Origin of the sequence: Variovorax sp. LjRoot290, assembly GCF_964253985.1 — a bacterium.
Taxonomy (GTDB): domain Bacteria; phylum Pseudomonadota; class Gammaproteobacteria; order Burkholderiales; family Burkholderiaceae_C; genus Variovorax.
Genome location: NZ_CAXURW020000003.1, coordinates 494,797 through 514,811, shown reverse-complemented (window position 1 = coordinate 514,811; position 20,015 = coordinate 494,797). Strand labels below are relative to the sequence as shown.

Genomic DNA, 20,015 nt, shown 5'->3' with positions numbered 1-20,015 from the left:
CCCCCCAGGAGATTCCGTCTTCAATGCATTTCCCCAAGATCTGCGCACAACTCGGAGAGACGCGCCTAACTCCGTTTTTTGCGTTTGTGCTGTACTACTTATGCGGGTAATAATATCACCCACCACTCCAATCCAGCAACCCGCGAGGCGTTGTTACTTCACACATGAGTTCAAGGAAGAAACGAGCGCGAGCGAGCCGACCCTTAAACGACCAGACGGAGCTCGCCGCCCTCCTCGAGCAGCCACATCCCGATCTGGCCGCGCCCATGGCGGTCACGTTCACTCTCGACGACGTGTCGGCCGCCGTGCGCTACTGGGGCGATGATCCGGAAGACAGGAAGGGCGCAAAGGTATGCGGAGGGTTCGGTCCCAACGCGTGCCTGGCCATCGAGGTTCTCACCGTCATGACGCTCTCACGCGAGCGGACGGTCGCGTGCCAGGTCGACTCCAGTCTGGCGAAGGTCATCGGCTGTGCGCTCCGCGCGGGCCCGAGCAGACCTCACACTCCAGCCGAATCCGCTACCGATGCGATCACCTGACCCCTTCATTCACCTCGAGCCCACAGCCGCGCCGGCTCTTGCGGAATCGGTCACTCGACGCGCGGCGCTTCGCGGCCTGGGCGGTCTCGGGCTCGGCTCAGTGCTCCTTCTTCAGGAGCCAGGCGTCGCGATCGCCCAAGCGAATGCCGCTTCGGCGGGCGCATTGCCCCCGGCGGCCCAGCGCGACGAGTTTTGGACCCGGGATCGCACCATCTGGGTTCGACGCACTTCCACGGGCGAGGTCATCAAGAGCACCTATTGGCGACAAGGCCAGCTTATCCAGGGCGAGTACGAGCGCCTCTGCTGGTTCGCACGGGATACGACGCTGGAGCGGCGGATGCGCGACAACAGCCCGCACATCCGCCGCGCTTTGGACTCGGGGCGCTTCACGCCACAGCAGGTGTCTCAGTGGACGATGATGAACCCGATCATCTTCGACGTGCACTACGCCATCACGAGCTGGCTCGGGTGGTTCAACATGGCGAGGCCTATCGACTGGACAAGTGCCTTCAGGCATCCGATCACGAATTCGATCGTCGAGGGGTCGGCACGCGACAGCTGGCACATGCGCGGTGGAGCGATCGATGCACGTATCCCCGGTGTGCCGATCGAGCAGTTCGGCCGCTTCGCGCAATGGCTCGGCGCCGGCGGTGTCGGAGTTTACGTAGGCAAGTCCTTCACCCACACGGATTCGGGTCGCGTGCGGAGCTGGCGCTCTTGAAGTCCCTCGTTAGCGGCCGGGTCGACGGCGCAGTGTTCGTTTTTGGCTCGAACACCGCTGGGCGCCACGGCAAGGGCGCCGCCCTCTTCGCGCGCCAGCAGCGCGGCGCGATCTATGGCCAAGGCGAGGGCCTCCAGGGCAACTCGTATGCGATCCCAACGAAGGACCAGCTGCCAGATCGAACGCTGGTGCCACTGTCCCTTCCCGAGATCCAGAGGCACGTCCAGCGCTTCCTGGCCTTCGCCGCCAGCCGGCCGGACCTCCAGTTCGAGGTGACGCCGATCGGCTGCGGCCTGTCAGGCTACAAGCCCGCGGAGATCGGGCCGATGTTCGCCGGCGCGCCGAGCAACTGCGCGCTACCCTCCAGGTTCCTCGAGGTTCTGAGGGTTGAGTCGTCGTCGAGACCAGCGATCAAGTTCCCTTGAGCGATACAGCGTACTTAAGCGGCGGCAGGTTGCATCGCCGGCTGCTGTCCACCTAGCGAGATATACCGTTCGACAAATGGCGCTGGGCGCCGAGCACCGACATATTTCGTCTTGGGCGGGTGTCCTTGACGAGGAGTCGAATGATGGCAACCAAGAAGAAGGCGCCGCAGGCCAAGCTGTACCCCATCATCTACGTGCGGGGCTTCGCCTTCACGGCAGACGAGCGGGACCAAACAACTGCGGACCCCTACTGCGGTTTCAACATCGGATCAACCGTCTATCGCGCTACCGCCGACCGGGAGCGGCCGAAGTCGTACTTCTTCGAGTCGCCCTTGGTTCGGCTCGCATCCGACTACGGGTACCGGGTCTTGTACAGGGACGGCCTGGAGATCCTTGATCCGGCCTATCGGATGGGGCCCGATGGCGAGCTAAGGTTGACCGAAGGCATCCCACTTGCGTCGATCGTAATTCATCGCTTCTACGACGCCGGATCAAGATTGAAGGGGGACGGCAAACCTGAGTCCATCGAGCACTATGCGGCGGAGCTCGCGCAGCTCATCGCGCAGGTGCGTGACCTCGTGCAGGTACAGGCCAAGAAGGCTGACCCGAGCTACACAGACGAGGACTTCAAGTGCTATCTCGTCGCGCATTCCATGGGAGGGTTGGTTGTACGCGCGTTCCTTCAGAATGCCGCGCTCGAGAGGCCGATGATCGATGACAAGCCCGTAGCTTCCGTTCGCGGGTGCGTTGCGAAGGTGTTTACCTATGCGACTCCGCACAATGGGATCGAAGTTGGAGGAATCAACGTCCCCGGATTCCTCGGCGATGCAAGCAACTTCAACCGGGACGTGATGCGGAAGTACCTGGCGCTCGAAGCGGATCACGAGGTGAACTTCCTTCCTCAATCAATCTCACCTACGCCTGAAAACTGGTTCTGCATGATAGGGACCAATCGCCTCGACTACGAGACCGCGGCGGGCCTGTCGCGCACCTTTGTCGGACGTGGAAGCGACGGGCTCGTTCGCATCGAGAACGCGAGCCTTTGGTACAGGGAGCGCACCGACGCCGGAGCGGTCATCGAGAAGCCGGTGGCCTGCGCATACACTTACCGAGCTCATTCGGGCGCCTTTGGGATAGTCAACTCCGAAGAGGCGTATCAGAACCTCACTCGTTTCTTGTTCGGGAATTTCCGAATCGACCTTTGGCTTGACATCGCGGACGTCACCTTGCCGGCGGACGTACTCGCTGAAGAGAAGAAGGGCCGCAAGATTGACGCCGTCTATCAGACAGAGCTCGTCGTGGCCACGCGCGGCAAGACCTGGGCGCTCAGCCGACGCAAATCAGAGGAAGACTCTCCCGCTTGCCGTACCTACCAGCAGATAAAGAATCGAACATCGAAGGTCGAGTCGGTGCACCTCTCCACGGTTTTCTTGTCGAAGCTTGCCAAGGTAAACGCCAAGCGCCCAGGGATCTCTTACTCGGTCACGCTGGGAATTCGCGCCCCAGACTACGAGGTGAACAAGGCCTTCTGGGCCGACGGCCACTACGAGGGCGTGACGCTGTTCCGAGACTCCCTTGTCGTGACCATCTTCGAGCCCGCCGAGAGCCAAACGGACGATCCCGGCAAGAAAGCTGAGCTCAAAGGACTTCCGGGCATCTGGAAGGTCCACTACGAGTGGCTGAAGATCGCCGAGGACACCGATATTCCGGAGCGCGAACGCAAGTGGACGCAAGAGTTTGCGCCCGAGGACTTTGATGGCAAGGCGCTCACCGTGGAAGTCCAGCTGCACAAGGACGGCGCGACAGCCAAGACCGGTGCAGTCGCGGCGAAGCTGCGCATGGTGGCGCAGGCTTGGAGTTGAAATGATCCTGGCCTCGGCTTCAGAAAACATCCGGCAGAATCCGGGCGTTCGGACCTAGCATTGCGCGATTGCACCCGCGCGCGCGCGCGGGATGCATTGACCATGCGAGGCTCCATGACCAAACCTGACTCCCCTGAATTCGCCATCGTCCGCCTGGGCGAGGGCGACGAAGCCCAGTTCGCCATCGGCGCCCTGCCCCGCGTCGGCCGCCTGCCATTCAGCAAGGTGGAGCTGCACGCCACCCATCTGTCCGTGACGGGTCAAGATGGAACCGCCGAGGAGCTCGGATCCGAGGCCGAACCGCTCAGCCCTGAGGTCATCGAGCAGCTGCTATCCGACGAAGGGCTGGTCTTTGCCGAGCTCGACGAGGACACCGGCGCGCCCGTGGCCACCGACCGCATGAAGGGTTGAGACCGGTCGTGACGGAAGTAGAACTCCAAGGCGGCGCAGCGACGCCAGTCGATGTCGAGGTCCGGGGCAAGAGCGCCAAGCTGTTCAAAGCCGCGGCAATGTTCGCGTCAGGTCTCGCGGCGACCGCGGCAATGATGGGACCGGGCGCCCACAAGATCGCTGACGTGATCGGGAACATGCAGGCCCGCGGCGACCAGGCCAAGCAGGTCGCGCTGGCGGCGAAGGCTCCCGCGGCCACTCGGTCGGTTGCGATCGCGTCCGCATCGGTAGCGCCGCCAGCGACTGCGCCTGCCATGAACGAGACGGACCGCGCCCGCATCCAGATTCTCAGCCGGCCGCTTCCATCGGACACGAATGCGGCGGCCGAGATGAGCCGGGCCATGCCGCTCCCGAAAGACACGAAGGTCGAGATGCCGTCGGCCGAACAGACCGCCGTGCTGAGCTATGGCCAGTTCGCCCCGATCGCCGCCCGCGTCTTCAACAACGCCTCGAAGCAGAAGGAAACTCACTGGACGCTCCACCCCTGGGACGTGGCACGCCTGGCCGACCAGGCATCTGCGGAGCTGTACCAGGAGCGCCGCATCCGCGTGGAGCCGCGCCTCATCGCTGGCGCCTATTTCACCGAGAGCAGCGGGGTTATGCAGGTCGGGTTCGATCGCAAGGGCGTCGAGCTGCTCAACAAGGGCAAGAGCATCGAGGACGTGGTCAAGAGCGGAGCCAAGGCCAGCTTCGGCCTCTTCCAGATCGACCAGCAGCACGCCGGTGCCAGCGACCCGGATCCGCTGCGCGGCGCCAAGCGGGCCGCCGAGTTCCTGGCGGAAGGTCAAGAGAACATGAGGCGGCATCCGCAGCTGGGCATGCTCGCGGTATCCGCCACGTACAACGCGAGCAGCAATCTGCGCGCGAAGATCTTCACCGGCGCCGAGATGGACGAGCGCGAGCTCGAATCCTTCGAGGGCGTTCGCAGTCACGCTGCGAGCATGTCCTACGGCGCGGCACTCTACGACCTTGCGCATCGCACGTATCAGCAACACCTGGCGCAGTCCCACAAGATGGGCGTGCCGGTCGCCGTCGCGGCGGCCACCGTGAAGCGCGCTGATCCGCTGAAGAACGAACGCGTCGACGCGGTTTTCGCGTTGACTAGTCGCAAGCTCCCGCCGGCCGACCAGGTGGTGGCAGCAACGCCCGCGCCGCCGGCGGCAGCGACACCATCGGTACCGACCGCCCTGGTGGTTTCCGCGGTGAGTACGCCAGCTCCGACGCCGGCGCCGGTCGCCGCTGCGAACCGAGCGCCCGTGGCCACGGTGGCAGCCTCTCCGGCTGCGCACGACGTCAGCGCCAAGACCGCGGCTCCGGCCAAACCGTCGCTCCGTGATTCCATCAAGGCTGCTCCTGCTGCGCCTAATTACCAGAAGACTGCTCGCGCAGCGCCGTCCAATACCCGCGCCGGCGCGCCGGCCCCGTCGTCGCGAGGCGCCAACACCGCTCTGGACGTCGATCGGTTCATCCTCGGCACCTCCCCGCGGCCGGACGCCCCCATGGCGGCGCCGGAACGCGCCATAGTCGTCCTGTCCCATGGGCCGTCCGCCGAGAGGGCCAAGGATGCCCTCGACGCCTCGGTGAGCGAATGGAAGAACGGCGCGGCATCCATGCTCGGCCGGGTCGCCGCGTTCCACGAGCAGAGGACCCGTGAGATGGCGGGGCAACGCGAGGTTCCGTAGATCGGAGGCGTTGCGAAGTCCAGGGCTTCGAGGCCGCCAACGATCCTCTGGACAGATCGGGGAACGGCTCTACCATGAGACCCCGCACTATCAAGGAGCGGCATAGTGGTAGAAGCAAAACATCGGCCAGCCGAGCCAAAAGCAGATGCGCTAAAGCGCACCACCCGAAAACGGGAACTGTCATCTCGCGAGCCGCCTAAGGAGTGGGAGGCTATCAACGCAGACCTTTACGCCGAAGTGAAGGAATCTAAAGGACAGACTGATGCCGCAGCGACGGCTCTCGTACCCCTGTTTTTACTCTGCCTATTGTGGGCCTGGATTGCCCTGGATCTCTTCAAGCCACCGACATTTCATGTCATCGGCGCCACCCTTCTTGCAGTTGCCTCGGTCGTCGGGATCTCGTTGATGGGAGGGCGTCATAAGAGAATTTATCTCGAAGTAGAGGCCGAGATCGAGAAGATAAAACTCGCTATCGAAAAACCTCTGAATCTGCCAGCATCCGTCACCGTCACCGGCCGCGGAATCATTCAGGTGTTCCCTGTTCGGAGCATTGGAACTGTCAATGGCAACCAAAACTCCCAGGACGCAGTAGTGGCACTGTGCGTCGACGGGTCGACGTGGCTTCTTGAGATGACGGGCGAAGAGCCACAATGGAAGAAGCTGCCGGAGATTCCGAGCTCCTGAGTGACAGGCTCCGCTCAACAAGTCTCAGATTTTGGCTTCCTGCCAGGACGGCCAGGACGCCTTGTTGCGGTCTTTGCTTCGGAGCGACGCAAACGGCGAAGCAATCCTGCTAACTCCTCGGCTAACCTGACACGCGAACCAGCTTGAACTGTGGCGACTGCTCGCCACGCACGGAGGTCTGAATGGCAGCCACCTTCCCCGGAACCACGGCACCCAGCACCTCCTTGTCGATGCGCATCTTGCGCACGGTGCCGTCGAAGTAGAGCGAGTCCAGGCCGAGCAGAATTTTTGTGCCAGTGTTCGCCAGGAAGTCTTCGGAGAAGTGCGTGGGGCTCTGGCTCGCAGCGATCAGCGCGATTCCGAACTTGCGTGCCTCTTTCGAGATCTTGTCGAGCACGTTGGTGTCCTTGTCGGCAAAGAAGTTGTGCGCTTCGTCCACCACGATGAGATCACGCACTTCAGCCGCGCCCTTTACGATGCCCTTTTCGCGCGCCGCCTCGAAGATCTCTGTCAACCGGGTCCAGACAAACATTTTCTGTTCGGTGCCCGAGAGTGCGGTGAGGTTGTAGCGCCACACAGGCGCCGCGTCATCGAAGGGTGGCTCCGCACTGCGATAGATCCCGCTCGCGACGATGGTCTCCAGGCGATTCACGATCGAGCGCATCGTGTCGAGCGTGTCGTAGCGAATGAGCGCGTCGAGCTCCCTGCCGGTCGCGATCCCGGTCACGTAGTCGGTGAAGGTCTCGATGACGCCCTCCATCCCGTGCTCGACTTCCTTCTTGGCCTCTTCAACGTCCTCGCCGTTGGCCAGGCCGGCGCCCAGCTTGCGCGCCTTCGCCTGCCAAGCCACGACCTTCTTGTGGTGCTCCTCGAGCAGCCGCGTCGCCTTCGTCCCGCCGCCAGTGGTCAACGAGCGGAGACGTGTCTTGGCGAACGCAGCTGCGTCCGCGAGGGATGGATAGTGCTTGCCGAAACGCTTCTGCGGGTATCGCTCCAGCGGGCCTTCGTGGCGATCGGTCCACCAGCACTTCGCGTCTCGGTCGAACTGGAACGTTATCCCAGCGGCGCGCGCAGCATCCTTTGCGCCGTCCTTTGACTCGAACGGCACGTCTAGGAAAATCCTGCCCTCGCCATGCGCAGGAGCTTCACCCGGCTCTTCGTGCCAGGTCGAAGCGTCGTCGGCGCGAAAGCCGTGCTGCGCGTAGAGATCCTGCAGCAAGTTGCGCAATGAAGCGATCTGACGATCGCCCATCGGCGTGCGGCTGGCGTCGTTCACCATCTCGATGAATGCCTGGATTCTCTTTCGGACGCCTCCGTAATGCGGGTTGGACGATAGCTTGAGTGGGTTGATCCCATAGGGGGTCGACTCCGAGAAGATCACCGTCGACGTGTCATCCAGTTCGAGGTCGCCGTGCACGTCCATCAGGTGAATGCGGACGCCCCGCTGCGCGCGCGTGACCTGGCGGACGATGCGTCGAAGGGTGAAGGTCTTGCCGCTGCCGGACTTCCCGGCGAGAAGCATGTGGCCGTTGACAGCGTCGGCCTCCGACCAGGCGACGGGGACCTGCTGGCCACGTTGGAGCATCGGGTCATCGAAACCGAAGATGATGCGCATGAGGGCCGGCGTCGCGACAGCGTGTGCAGCCTGCGCCGTCTGGGTCAGCGGCGTCGTCGTGAGTTCGACATCGGAGATGGCCACGGCGGTCGCGTATCCTAGAATTTCGACGTGAGCCCCGTGCTGACTTCAGGGGTCACGAAGTGTCGATCACTGCGAGCAGCGTCCAGCATGCGCGAGAGCTGGATGCGTGTCTGTGCCATCGATAGCCCGAGGTTCGGGTCGGTGACGAGCAAACGCTGAGTCAACTCAGCGTCGCCAGCGAAGAACTCCGCGCGGTCGTCAAGCACGACGATTTCCTCGATCGTCAGCTCCGAAACGTTGGCCTCGCGTCGCGTTTCGTTGATCCATTCGAGAGCCTGGCGGATGAAGTCAGGCGCCGGAGCATCCAGGTCCACGAAGTACGACGGCGCCTGAATGACTCGATCCTGCAGATCTCCGAGCAAGTGGGCCAGCGTTCCTTGATCGAACTTGCGCCGCCAGGTTGAGTGCACGAGGATGCCGACCTCCGGGCGGGCGGCGAGAACGTCGCTCAGCTCGTTGAGCCATACCAGCCGCCTTTGGGCCTTCAGCTGCACCGCCAGTAGCGGCCCGCTCGCTGGGCGATCGGAGATGTGAATCGCATCCGATGCACGATGGAGAACGCCGTCGAAGTCCAGGCAGAGGATCGTTTGGCAGTATGTCTGGAGCGGCGGCATGAGCATATTTAATTGTTCGCGGCATTCTACGGAAACGGACGTATTGTCATCTGTAACGATCAACGACAAGGAAGTTTTTGAGTTGATCGCGATTCGAGCGGCCGCCCAACGAGGCTTCCCGAAGGAGCCCCTTGCTCCAAGGTCGTTCCCAAACTATCCTGTGGACGGGGAGCAGGTCCCTTTCATGCTTGCCCAGCAGAGCCCAGTGCGGGAGCACTAGCTGGGAGGATCGGCTGGGGTACATGCAGACTGAAGGTACACGGTGGGCAACTCGACCTCTACTACGACAAACCCGGACGCACCAGCCAACCCCGACACTGGCACATCGCCCAGTAACGAGTTTGCAGCCTTTCTGGAAGGCGTCGAGGAACATCTGATCGCGCTCCAAACAGACTTTCTGGCGGAGGGAACGCGCAAGGATCAGCGAGTCCTACTTGCAATCGCCACCTTGCTTCTTCTCCTCACCGCCGGCGTCGTATCTGTGCCGCAAGGCGCCGTGAGCATAGAAACCCCCGTAGCGAAATTCACCGCCGACTTTGGCGGCCGTTTGATTCTTGTTGGAGTAGCAGTCTGCAGCTTCTTCGAGCTGACGTTTCTGGTACGGGTCTATTCGGACCTCACCGCCTTCGGCATCGGCCGCGCTCTTGCCGATGCAAAACTCAAGGTCGCTTCCGATCGGATTCTGAAGGATCTAGGGACGACTAAGCTGAAGCGGTTCGAGGAGACCAGGGAAGCACTAAGCCTCAAACTCAGGGCCCGCTACTACGAGCAGCCAGACTCGGAGCAACTATACGACGAGGCCGAGGCAGCGCATAACGCCCAGATTCTTCGCTTCTTGGAGAGAAGCAACTGGCTTAAGACAAAACTTTCTCAGGTCGGGGCAAGCCGACGCCTTCGCATGTGGATGGAGGTTCTCTTCCCTCTCTTGTTCGGGGCTGCCGCGATCATTTTTGCTTCTGCTGCGCGCCACTGATTGCCAGGGGGCCGCCTTCCGGCTCGGGCATTTCAAACTCTGTTCCGTTGCGGGACAGTCCTCGAAACATTGCACGCAACAATGCCTCATTTTCGTAGCATGGCCTCTTTCACGGATGGAGAGGACGCCTGACCCCGGCGACATGCACATGGATCTGACCCGAATCACCGACCCGCACAAGCGAGAGCTTGCGCTCCACATCGGCATTGCCGGCGACACGGGTATTTCGATCGGGCAGTTGATGGAGAAGTGTGCCTTGGTACAGGACGCCACCACGGGAATCGAACGCACCGCCGTGTGGCGCCGTCTGAAGCAGCTCGCCCAGGAAGGCCTGGTGCAGCTGATCGACCCAGGTAGCCGACGCAACGCCTACTACATCCCGACGGACGTGTTGCGCCGCGCCGCGCTGCACATGCACCTCACGTCACAGGTGTCGGGTCGCGAGCGCGTGGCCTACGACAACGGGCTACTGGACGGCTACGTCCCCAATGAAACTCGTTACCTCCGATCGAACGAGCTGGCCGGCCTGCACGTTGCCTGCGCACCGGGCACCTGGGAGCGCGGCGCGCGGCAGGACCGCGAGATGCGCCGGTTCATGAGCGACCTCTCCTACGCTTCGAGCCGCCTGGAGGGTGTCGACTACGGCCACCTGGCCACGAAGAACTTCTTCGAAGAGGATTCGCCGATTTCGAATCTGGCGCCCCGGGACCGCAAGGTGCTGATGAACCACTTCCAGGCGGCCAAGTTCATTGTGGAAGGGATCAATCATCCGCCTCGCGAGGAGGACGTGGGCATCACCGAGCATGACATCCGCAGCGTCCACGCCATCCTCTCGAGCGGCTTGCTCACGAACCCAATGCGCCAAGGCGCCATGCGCGCGACCCAGGTGCGGATCGCGGGCAGCAGCTACATCCCGCCGACGATCCCAATGGAGATCAAGCGCCTATTCAGCCTTGTCGTGCAGAAGGCCGCGCAGATCGTCGATCCCTACGAGCAGTCCCTTTTCCTCCTGGTGCATCTGCCCTATCTACAACCGTTCGACGACTGCAACAAGCGCGTCGCGCGGCTCTGCACCAACGTACCACTCCTGCGCAACGGCATCCTGCCGATCAGCTGGCTCGACGTGAACAAGGACGAGATGGAACTCGGCCTTGCCGCCGTCTACGAGCAACAGGATCCGCGGATTCTGGCCGAGGTCTATGTGCAGGCCTGTCACCGGTCATTCGAGAGCTTCTCGATCACGCAGTCCGAGCGCGATCCGCACGAGATTGACTTGCGCTACGACAGCGAGCTACGCCAAGCCGTTCGTGAGCGGATCCTCGAAGGTGCCGAGGTGAATGTACCGTCCAGCGTCGACCCAGCCGATTCGGCCGAGTTCGTCGACCGGGTCGCCCAGATCGTGAGCGCCTGCATCGACAACCCGTTCGTTGGCGCACCGTATGGGCTGCGGCTGCCGGATATTGAGCGGTTCTCCCAGCGGGCAGACTCCGGCGTCGAGCACTCGGGCAGAGGAATGCGGCCGCTTCCATAAGGCGGCAGCCACCGAAGCCAACCAATCTCGCCCGGTTGCATGCCTTCGAGGGCTCCGCAATCTCCCGCTCGGTGAACCGCGACCCGATCAGCTTGCCGGCGCCGAGCTAGCCAGCCGGCTGTTTCAGCGCTGACTGTCTGAGATCTTGATCACGCCGCCGGCCGCTACGGCCAGGGCAAAAGCAGCCACAAACCACACGTTCCGACCGAGGTAGTAGCCAGCGCGAAACATGAGGTCGCCCGCCACTTGTTCCGTATCCTTGAGCGCCAAGAAGACCCCTGCGCCGGCGGTGGCAACAACGATGAGCGCGACGAAGATCGCGAGGTTGAGGGCAGCTTTGTTCACCGTGTCGCTTCTGAGTACAGGTGCGCGGATGTTACCTGTCTAGAAGTTCGACAGGTCCTGGCCCGAAGCTGAAGGCTCTGATGTCACGAGACACCTGTTCAATGCGACGGATATTGCTTCAACCAGGCATTTAGCACCGCCGAGATCGTGTTCCCTGGAGTGCCCGCGAGGGAGCTTCCGCATTCCAGTCAGCGGGCCCGACGAGGTAACCACGCCAGGTCGCAAAGGGCGGCGCCTCATAAATGGCGAGACCGTCGTCCTGGGCGTCCGCCCGGAGAGGGTGGGAAGCGCGCCATTGGCGCAGGCTATCGGGAGGAAGGGGAAAAGTTTTCATGTGGGAGATGTAATGCACGCTCCTCCCCCGCGACGGTGCCTCTTTTCCCGGTCCACATGCGCGTGGATTTACTCGTGAAGAAGGCGAAACTATTCGCGGCGCGTGCCGCGAGGGACGACTCATTCCAGCACGCGCCCAACCGGCGCCAGGTCGCCACCAATGGGCGACTTGGCGTGCAGCACGTACTGGCCGCAATTGAGCCGGTACTCCACATTCACCCTCGTGGCACGTCGAGCTGACGTGGCGCCGCGGCGATCGCTGCCTCGACCGCCTCGAACGCGCCCTGCGGGCCGAGCCGGGCGACCAGGAACTGCACCTGGGCATCTACGCCATCGTTCTTGACGTCGGAGCCCTTCATCGAGATCAGATCACGATCCTCGTCGCGCACCTGCGTCGGTACACTGAGGTCGGCGGCAGCATGCACCGCCTCGTCCAGCGCTTCGGCACCGAGCTGCGCATCGCTCATCACGGCGTTGAGGAAGCCGACGATCTCGTCGTTGCTGACGTAGGTCCAGGCCTGAACGTAGGCGCCCTGCGCGGGAAGCTCGGGATCGTCCTGGGAGATGTTCACCTGGGCGTTCTCGTCGACCTCGAGCTCGCCTTCGCGTTGGCCGCTGCGTGCGTATTCACGGAACACATCGCGCGGTAGATCGCCCTGGCTGGCAAGCGGGCGCGCGACGGAGATGAATCCGGTTTCCGAGGCCTTCCTCAGGGCGAAGGTCTCGATGTCGTCGTAGTAGCTGGCTCCGGGCTCCTGACCAGCGGCCAGCCTGCGAGCGAAGTCCGCCTGGAACTCGCCTGCCCAGGCCGCGTAGAGCCCGTAGCGATCGCGCGAATCAGTCGGCACCGCCAGTTCAGCACGGGCGACGGTCTCGGCGATGTCGATCAAAGGCTCAACCAGCGCCGTGGGAATCGTGTCTTTCGGCGTCGCAGCGGCAACACCCTTCGCAAAGGCCTTGCGAACAACGTCGCGCCACTGGCCCAGAGACGGGGTCGGGCCAGAGAGGGCTTTCAGGAGTTCGTCACACTCGGCGTTGGACAGTTCGATTGTTTGGACAGTCATGGTTTCCTCGATGATGATTTGGGGTTGGTTTGGGCCGCGGCGATCGACTTGAGGCGGTGATTCCTTCACGCCGCTGCGCGCTCTGCGTTGGGCTCGTCGTTGGCGGCTGGTGCTTCGGCCTCCGCATGTCCTTCGGTCGGCTCAGCCTGGTGGGCAGACTCGACGGGGGCATCCGCCGCAGCGGCGGAGATCGCCTGGCGAACTTGGTCGCGACGCTGCGCGGTCTCGGCGCGAATTTGCGCAAAGTACTCGCGGCCCACTTCCTTCGCGAGAGCGCGCTGCTGCATGCCCTTGGCATAGATCTCCAGGCCGGTGCCGTGCACAAGAAGGCTCAGCGCGCGGTCCAGCAGAGCCGGCTTCGTTGGGTCGAATCCGAGCTTCACCGCGACATAGCCCTGAGGAATGCCTGCAGAGGAAGATGTCGTTGCCTCGTCGCCGACATCCGCCCGGCCGTTCAGGCCAATTGCGGCGCGGCCCGTGCCGAGCCGGCCGTTGCGCGACAGGACGCCGAGGGTCACGTTCAGCGGGTCGCGCGCCGCCGTGGCCCGATCGCCCAGGGCCTCCTTGCGCATCTTCACCTGCTCACCGCGCATCAAGCGCAGCGCGCGTCGTGCATCCTTGGACTTGGTCAAGAGAAGCAGACCCTTGTCGTTGATCAGAATGCCGTAGGGCTTGTTCGACGCCATGAACTCGGTTTCGAGCATGAGGCCGTTTGCGCCTTGCGCTTCCACCAGGCGCTTCACGAAGGGCTTGATCTGCCCTCCCCACACCCGCATGGGCATGAACTGCGCTCCGACGTGGCTCATCGTCGCCGGCAGCAACACGCCGCGCTGGCGCATGCCCTTGTCATCCGTGTAGATGATCGAGCGACCGACGCGCGACTTCACCGACCAGTCGTAAGCCATGTACATGTTGCCGCCCAGCACATAGCCGGATCGGCGATGTTGGCCAACCGGCGCCAGGTCGAACTCGTCGCGGGTCCAACCCACGCGGGGCTCGTTGCCGAAGACGCTGGTGAAGCGCCAGCCCGTTTCGTTGGGCCGCTGGAACTGGGCAGGGCGAAGGCGGGAGTAGGCGTTGGTCATCAGGGTGCCCGCGACCTCGCCTTTGCGCACATCGCCGCGCACTTCCGAGAGCAGTGCCCGCAGCGAATACTCGATGGGACGCTCTTCGCCCGGGAACACCACTGCGATCTTCCACTTATGCGGCAGGATCAGCTCGCGCGCTTCGGCGGGCAGCTTCATGTTGACGATCACGCCGGTTTTCGCGCGCTCGATCACGACACCGTTGCCGTCGACCTTGGCATCCTCGACGAAGAGCCCGCCGGGCACCAGGCCTTCGATGTGGTCCTTCAGCCATTCGGCGCGCAGGTGGGCACGCTGCGCCGGCGGGTTTGTGAGCACCGCCTCTTCCGAGTTCGTCATGCCGGCCGCGACAGCCGCCATGCTGACGATGGCCTTCATGCCGGCGTTCAGCTTCGCCACAATCTCCGGCTTCCAGGAAGCCCGGCCCTCCTCGTTGAGCTGGAAGTGTCCGCCCTCCGCGGCGAGCATCTCGCCGCTTACCGAGGCCGCAGCCACGCAGGCCGTCCACGACATCGGCTTCAAGTCGACGTTGAAGGCGATCTTCCGGATGTAGACCGGTCGATCGAAGGCGGAGAGCAAATCGTCCTGCTCGGTCGCGCTCCCGTCTTGCTGGCCGCCGGCGGCGAGGTCACTCACCTCCATGGTCGCGGCTGCAGTTGGCGCCGGCGCCGCGTCGGCGGCAGCGGGGGCAGGTTGCGCCGCGCCGGCCTCGGCGGTCGTGAGGGCGTCGTTGATCAGGGCCTCGGCCATGTTCTCCCGTTCGCCCGACGTATCGCCGAAGAACACGCCCGAGAACTCCTCCTTCGCGCGCCAGTCGTACTCACGCGTCTTGAGCGGGTTGGTACCGAGGAGCTCGTGACGGTTGAAGCTCTCGTCGAAGCGGTTGAACAGCTGCTCGTACACCTGGCGCTGCTCGGCCACTTTCAGCAGCGGCAGCCGCATCAGGAACATGTTCACGCCGGCGACGCCCGGGATCTCCAGGAAGTTGTCCGGCAACGCCAGCTTCTTCGCAACCAGGGGCTCGTCCTGGACATAACTGCGCACCGCCTCCAGGCCTATCGAGTTGAAGAGGTCGGGCACGTCCTTGATGAGCATCGCGTTCTCGCGGCTCGACCGGACGTTGGCGCTCATCTTCTCCAGCTTCCGGTTCTGCATCATCACGTAGCGCAGCTCGCCGTAGATGCCCGTCGTGCAGGTTTCCACCAGCGGGAAGGTGACCTGGTCGTAACGGTTCACGCGGCCGATCAGCTGGATGCGGTCGGTCACGTTTTCCGGAATCTGGTGCTCCAGCAGCACGCGGCGCGAGCGATCCAGGAACTGGGGCGACGCGTGCATCGAGGCTCCCGTGGCAGCCGACCGATTGATCAGCAGCGTTTGGATCTCGCCGTTATTGAAGGCACGCTTGACGGCGTTGACCGCGCGCTTGCTGCGCAGGCGCGGCACGACCTTCCACATCTTGCTGTCCGAGCCCGGCTCGTAGGTCGGGACCGTCGAGTTGGCCACGTTCCCGGCATGGAGCCCGAGCATCCGTCCGCGGTCGCCCGGCTCGGGGTTCGCAGGCGTTGCGGGCGACGACTGCACCAGTGGGATCGGCAGCCGCTCCAGCGAGAAGGACCGGCCGGTGATCTCGCCCACGGTGATGCCCGCGTCGCGCAGCTTCTGCTCGATCACGTCGAAGGCCGACACCGGTAGCTCAGGGATGGCATTGATCAGGCGCTCGAGCTCAGAAACTCCGTTCTGGAAGTGCTGGCGATCTGCCTCCGTCATGCCGGGCAGATCCATGATCGGCACAGTGCGGCGTGCCGAGATGACCTTCTTGTTACGCGCGCTGGCCTCCTCGACTTCCGGTGCGGCGGCGGCGATTGCCTCGTCCAGGTTCACGGCCTCGGCGTCGTCGGCAGCGACGGCTTCGCCGTCGGCTTGGCGCTGCAGGCTGCGCAGGAGGCGGGTCTCGCGCTGGGCCTCTGCCATCTCTGCAGTAGGTGTGGCCTCGCCCTCCTCACCTTCGGCATTCAGTTCGGCCGCGGCGCGAGCGGCAGCGTCCGCCACGGCCGAAGCGCCCTCCTCGGGCTCGTCCGGAATGTCCTCTTCCGTGATCTCGCGCTGGACGACGGTGGTCAGGCGGGGCATCAGCACCGCACGCACCGCGTCGCGGATCGTCGGCATCTTGATCATCGAGGGCAGGCCGCCCGCGGTGCGAGGGGCAGCGCCCTCCCCTAGGGCTTCCGTCTGCGCCATCAGCATGCGCGTGAGCGCCTCGTTCGTGGCTTCCGAGACGATCACCGGCTTCAGGCCCGCGCGGATGTGCTCGATCGCACGATCGGCAACCTGGTCGGCGTTCAGGGCGCCCTGAACGGCCTTCATCACCTGGTAGAGGACCGAGCCCGTGCCGAAGCTCGAACTCATGATGTTCGCTCGGGCAACCGGCGTCTGGGCTGCCGCGTTAGTCTGATCCACCATCGCAGAACGGGCTTCCTTGGCCTTGCGCAGCACGCTGACTGCCTCGCGGTTGCCGCGCATGAAGATCTGCGACATGTCGCCGGCCAGGTAGGTTGCAGCGCCCAGTGCTTCGGCAACCGCGTCGCTCACGCGTTCGTTGTGCGTGCGGCGCTCCTCGACCGTGTACACGCTCACGTCCAGCTTCGAGAGGTCGTGCTCGCGACGGATGAGCGCGCCTTCGGCCGCCAGCATCGAGCTCAGCACTTCCGAGAACGACTCGCCACCCTTCTTGATCGCAGCAGCCAGCGAGGCCACGTTCACGCTGTCCGGGAGCGCCCGCTGGTAGATGTGCAGGTTGTCTTCCGTCTTGCTCCAGGTCGCGGACGCGTACTGCACGCCCTTGGCGAGCCGCGCCATCTCGGAGATGTGGCTGGCAATCTGGCTGTCGGAGCCCGCGGCCACGTGGGCCTCATCGAAGATGATGAGCGCGTTGCCGAGCTGGTTCTTCACCCACTGGGCCTTGTCGCTCTCGGCGCCGGCGATCTGCGAGTAGGTCAGGAAGCAGGTGTTGAGCCCGGCCTCCTCCAGCTTCATGCCCCCTTCGACCATCGCCTTCGTGCGCGCGGCGGCAAAGCCCTCGGCCAGCACCACCGGCTGCTCGCCCGGGCCAGGCTCCCATGTGATCTCGCCATCGGTGTTCATCACCATCGGACGGACACGATCCCATTCGCCGATGGCCTTCAGGTCGCGCGCCAGGTCGGAGAAGAGGTTCGCTTTGTCGGTGACGAAGAAGACGGGCTGGTTGCGGCGCAGCGCCCAGGCCATCATCGCGGCGAGCTGGCGGCCCTTGCCGATACCGGTCTCGTCGGCCAGGATGCTGGCGTAGCCTTCAAGCTGGCGCACGATCATCATGGAGATGCCGTCGACCTGCTCGGGCGACAGTCGCTTGGCCAAGGCGCTTTCGCCCCAGCCGAGTTCGCGCGTCACGAGCTCGTCGACCTGGCCGTAGAGCGACTCGATACGGGTCATCGTCGCCTGCAGCGGTGCCTGCATGTTCGAAGGCACCATGGTGCGGGCTTCGCCCACGCGGGAGAACGCAATGTACGGACGCTGGACACGGCCTTCCAGCGCGGCGCGCTCGACGTCCACGCCCTGTGCCTGGGCGTCCAGGACCTCGGCGCGCGCCATCGCCTCATCGACGGTGGTCTTCAGGTCGTCCCACGAAGAGATGACCGGCAGGTTCGTGATCTGGGCAGGCAGATCTACCCGGCGGTTGACCACCGAGAGGATGCGAAGGCCCGGGTTGTTCTCCGTGACGCCGGCCTTGCGCGACAGGATCGGGGCGGTCTCGAATGCGCTCTGGATCTGGTAGCGCTCGTTGACCATCTGCAGGAAGGTGCGCGACGCCACCGACAGCTCGCCCGGCACCGCATCGGCGGCAAGGACGATCACGGCGCGGCCGCCTTCCTTGAGCGATCGCAGCGAGTTGATCGCGAGCATGTAGTCCGTGCGTCGGCCATCGGCGCCGAGCACGGGGTCCGCATTGATGAACATCGCGTCCGCGCCGACTTCACGGCCAGGCGAGAACTCGCCTTCCTGCCATTCGGTGCTGGCGCGCAGGTTGACGACGCTCGAGAGCGCGGACATGTCCTTTGTGCCGCGGTACGCGCGGACCTTCGTGCCCTCCGGCAGGAAGGCGAAGCTCGCGCCATCGAAGGCGTTCGGCACGAGGACCGTGAGGCCATCGGTGTCGCCCAGCAGGCGCTGGCTTGCCACCGAGATCGGTGCCGGCATCGTGCCGGTACCGCGCAGGTGTCCACGGAACGGGGGCAGCATGTCCGTCAGCCGCGCGGATTCACCGTAGGCATCCTGGGCGACCTCGAAGCCATCGCGCAGGTAGCGCAGCAGCGAGGTCTCGATAGCTGCGTGCACTTCGTCGTGCTGCTCGATCGTGAAGCTCGGAGCCTGCTCCCCGTTGACGGTGCCGTGCAGGGCCTGGAGGAAGCGGTCCTGATCTTCACTGTGCTGGACTTCGCCAAGCACCATCGAGCGCACGAAGCCGTCGGCACACTGGACCATCGACAGGGTGCGGAACTCGTGGTTCCCGTCTTTCGGGAGGCGCAGGAAAACGTGGGGCTGGCTCGCGTCGGATTCATCCACCCGAATCTCGGCGCCCTGGCCCGTGACCTTGATCACATAGCGGGAGCCTGCGGCTTCGAACACACGTTCGCCGTCGGAGTTGCGGCCCAGCAGGACCGCGTTGTTGATGTCGATCGCCGCGGCGCGCTCTTCCTTGCTGGCAGGGCGCTCGTCGGGCTTGCGCGCCGTTTGCAGGTTGAGCATGTAGCTCTCCGGGGTCATCTCGCGGACAGCTGCATTCGGGAACACGGGGCGGAAGTCCGAGGGCTTCGGACGCTCGCCCGGCTTCACGCGCCGGACGAGGTACTTGCGTGCACCGCCTGGATGGAAGCCGAGCTGAGCGATCGACTTGTTCCAGGCAGGGTTGAGGTAGGACAGGCCCGTGACGAACAGGTGCAGATGCGGATCGCCACCCACCTCGATCGTTGCAATCTTCAGACGCGCACCGGACGCATCGTTGAGGTCAATCCACTTTGGCATCGCGCCCTACTCTCAGAAAAAAGTGCGCACCCTCTGGGATGCCCGGGGATCCGGGGCCCAGGGGTGCGGCTTGTTCAGGGAAGAATCAAGGAGAAACTGGATTCGTTCGGAATCCGAAGGGGCCTGGCGGTCCCGTCAACCCGCCAGGCTCCTTCCCGGCCTTTCAGCCGCGGGGGGTAGCTGCGGCAGCGGCTTCGGCCGGGTCGATGCTGTCGCTGTGCTGGTCGCCGTCGTCGGGAGCTTGGCTGGACGAGTGGGCTTGGGTGTCCTTGTCCTTGTAGTAGCTCTCCAGGCCCGCAGCCGTGTACACGGCGATGTTGTTGATGTCCTCCCAGTCGAGCTGGTCCTTGCCCTGGAAGCGAACGGTCTTCGCCTTCGGCAGGCCTGCCGGCTTGCCTTCGCCGTCCAGCAGGATCTGGCCGTCTTCGCCGGCATAGATCGGGCTGAACTTGGCGGACGTGGCGGCGCCGGCCGGCTTCACGCTGATGAACGACTTGTCGCGATCGAACGGCTCGCCATTGCCGATCTTTTCACCGGCGCGCACCTGGCTCACATAGATGTCGATCGGACCGTCGCCGTGCGACAGCGCGTTCGCTGCCAGCAGGCCGATCACGTTGCGGCCGAGCTGCTGGTCCAGGCGGACCTTCACGCTCTCACCGTCGGTCAGGCGCACGGTGGCGATCGGATATTCGATCGGCTGCGCGCCGGGAGCGGTGTACGAGTCGGTGCCCACCTTCACGCTCACGACGTTGCCGGTGAGCTGGCGGGCCAGTTCGTGTTGGCCCTGCTCGTTCTTGTAGAGGAAACCAGCGAACTTCAGATCGGGGTTGCGTTCGACTTCGGCGGCCGACAGGTGCTTGTTGGTGCGCTCGACCAGCGAGATGAAGATCAGGTTCTTGCGCTCGGTGGTGTTCTTGGTGATAGCCATTTGTTCAACTCCTAAAAATGAG

At 63.9% G+C, this 20,015-nt stretch carries 15 protein-coding genes; 9 read left to right on the top strand and 6 right to left on the bottom strand.

Annotation, left to right across the window (positions count from 1 at the left end; all coding sequences use genetic code 11):
• The first annotated feature begins 266 nt into the window (after positions 1 to 266).
• From ACSQ9A_RS39980 to ACSQ9A_RS39950, 7 genes are all read left to right on the top strand, one after another.
• Positions 267 to 539 (top strand): hypothetical protein, encoded by a 273-nt coding sequence (locus ACSQ9A_RS39980; RefSeq protein ID WP_436308217.1) that lies wholly within the window; start codon positions 267 to 269, stop codon positions 537 to 539.
• Positions 540 to 702: 163 nt separating this feature from the next.
• Positions 703 to 1,260 (top strand): YcbK family protein, encoded by a 558-nt coding sequence (locus ACSQ9A_RS39975; protein WP_436308216.1) that lies wholly within the window; start codon positions 703 to 705, stop codon positions 1,258 to 1,260.
• Positions 1,257 to 1,685 (top strand): A1S_2505 family phage non-structural protein, encoded by a 429-nt coding sequence (locus tag ACSQ9A_RS39970; RefSeq protein ID WP_436308215.1) that lies wholly within the window; start codon positions 1,257 to 1,259, stop codon positions 1,683 to 1,685. Before ACSQ9A_RS39975 ends, ACSQ9A_RS39970 begins: the two co-directional genes overlap by 4 nt.
• Positions 1,686 to 1,828: 143 nt before the next feature.
• Complete coding sequence (locus tag ACSQ9A_RS39965) at positions 1,829 to 3,547, top strand: esterase/lipase family protein (RefSeq protein ID WP_436308214.1); 1,719 nt, start codon at positions 1,829 to 1,831, stop codon at positions 3,545 to 3,547.
• Between the two features lie 114 nt (positions 3,548 to 3,661).
• Positions 3,662 to 3,958, top strand: a complete 297-nt coding sequence (locus tag ACSQ9A_RS39960; protein WP_436308213.1) for a hypothetical protein — start codon at positions 3,662 to 3,664, stop codon at positions 3,956 to 3,958.
• An 8-nt stretch (positions 3,959 to 3,966) separates the two neighbouring features.
• Positions 3,967 to 5,679 carry a hypothetical protein gene (locus ACSQ9A_RS39955; protein ID WP_436308212.1) on the top strand — a complete coding sequence of 571 codons (1,713 nt, stop codon included), beginning with the start codon at positions 3,967 to 3,969 and terminating at the stop codon, positions 5,677 to 5,679.
• Positions 5,680 to 5,784: 105 nt separating this feature from the next.
• Positions 5,785 to 6,363: a hypothetical protein gene (locus ACSQ9A_RS39950; protein WP_436308211.1), complete on the top strand. Its 579-nt coding sequence runs from the start codon at positions 5,785 to 5,787 to the stop codon at positions 6,361 to 6,363.
• A gap of 121 nt (positions 6,364 to 6,484) precedes the next feature.
• Here the strand turns inward: ACSQ9A_RS39950 and ACSQ9A_RS39945 are convergent, their stop codons facing one another.
• Together ACSQ9A_RS39945 and ACSQ9A_RS39940 are read right to left on the bottom strand one after the other, a co-directional pair.
• Positions 6,485 to 8,062: an ATP-binding protein gene (locus ACSQ9A_RS39945; RefSeq protein WP_436308210.1), complete on the bottom strand. Its 1,578-nt coding sequence runs from the start codon at positions 8,060 to 8,062 to the stop codon at positions 6,485 to 6,487.
• Between the two features lie 14 nt (positions 8,063 to 8,076).
• Positions 8,077 to 8,745, bottom strand: coding sequence for an HAD domain-containing protein (locus tag ACSQ9A_RS39940; protein WP_436308209.1), 669 nt, complete (start codon positions 8,743 to 8,745; stop codon positions 8,077 to 8,079).
• 193 nt (positions 8,746 to 8,938) lie between these two features.
• On the opposite strand from ACSQ9A_RS39940, the gene ACSQ9A_RS39935 reads away from it, so the two are divergent.
• Complete coding sequence (locus ACSQ9A_RS39935) at positions 8,939 to 9,649, top strand: hypothetical protein (RefSeq protein ID WP_436308208.1); 711 nt, start codon at positions 8,939 to 8,941, stop codon at positions 9,647 to 9,649.
• 148 nt (positions 9,650 to 9,797) lie between these two features.
• Positions 9,798 to 11,180: a Fic family protein gene (locus tag ACSQ9A_RS39930; RefSeq protein WP_436308207.1), complete on the top strand. Its 1,383-nt coding sequence runs from the start codon at positions 9,798 to 9,800 to the stop codon at positions 11,178 to 11,180.
• A gap of 123 nt (positions 11,181 to 11,303) precedes the next feature.
• Here the strand turns inward: ACSQ9A_RS39930 and ACSQ9A_RS39925 are convergent, their stop codons facing one another.
• The 4 genes from ACSQ9A_RS39925 to ACSQ9A_RS39910 form a co-directional block, all read right to left on the bottom strand.
• A complete protein-coding gene (locus ACSQ9A_RS39925; protein WP_436308206.1) occupies positions 11,304 to 11,525 on the bottom strand; it encodes a hypothetical protein in 222 nt (73 codons plus the stop codon).
• A 548-nt stretch (positions 11,526 to 12,073) separates the two neighbouring features.
• The gene (locus tag ACSQ9A_RS39920; RefSeq protein WP_436308205.1) at positions 12,074 to 12,922 is read right to left on the bottom strand and encodes a hypothetical protein; all 849 of its coding nucleotides are present in this window, start codon (positions 12,920 to 12,922) and stop codon (positions 12,074 to 12,076) included.
• 65 nt (positions 12,923 to 12,987) lie between these two features.
• Positions 12,988 to 19,065 carry a strawberry notch C-terminal domain-containing protein gene (locus tag ACSQ9A_RS39915; protein ID WP_436308204.1) on the bottom strand — a complete coding sequence of 2,026 codons (6,078 nt, stop codon included), beginning with the start codon at positions 19,063 to 19,065 and terminating at the stop codon, positions 12,988 to 12,990.
• A 163-nt stretch (positions 19,066 to 19,228) separates the two neighbouring features.
• The gene (locus tag ACSQ9A_RS39910) at positions 19,229 to 19,993 is read right to left on the bottom strand and encodes a hypothetical protein (protein WP_436308203.1); all 765 of its coding nucleotides are present in this window, start codon (positions 19,991 to 19,993) and stop codon (positions 19,229 to 19,231) included.
• Between the last annotated feature and the right edge of the window lie 22 nt (positions 19,994 to 20,015).

Excerpts from the sequence above, each read along its gene's own strand:
- ACSQ9A_RS39910 (WP_436308203.1), bottom strand. The coding sequence starts at position 19,993 with ATGGCTATCACCAAGAACACCACCGAGCGCAAGAACCTGATCTTCATC.
- ACSQ9A_RS39920 (WP_436308205.1), bottom strand. The coding sequence starts at position 12,922 with ATGACTGTCCAAACAATCGAACTGTCCAACGCCGAGTGTGACGAACTC.
- ACSQ9A_RS39915 (WP_436308204.1), bottom strand. The coding sequence starts at position 19,065 with ATGCCAAAGTGGATTGACCTCAACGATGCGTCCGGTGCGCGTCTGAAG.
- ACSQ9A_RS39930 (WP_436308207.1), top strand. The coding sequence starts at position 9,798 with ATGGATCTGACCCGAATCACCGACCCGCACAAGCGAGAGCTTGCGCTC.
- ACSQ9A_RS39965 (WP_436308214.1), top strand. The coding sequence starts at position 1,829 with ATGGCAACCAAGAAGAAGGCGCCGCAGGCCAAGCTGTACCCCATCATC.
- ACSQ9A_RS39980 (WP_436308217.1), top strand. The coding sequence starts at position 267 with ATGGCGGTCACGTTCACTCTCGACGACGTGTCGGCCGCCGTGCGCTAC.
- ACSQ9A_RS39960 (WP_436308213.1), top strand. The coding sequence starts at position 3,662 with ATGACCAAACCTGACTCCCCTGAATTCGCCATCGTCCGCCTGGGCGAG.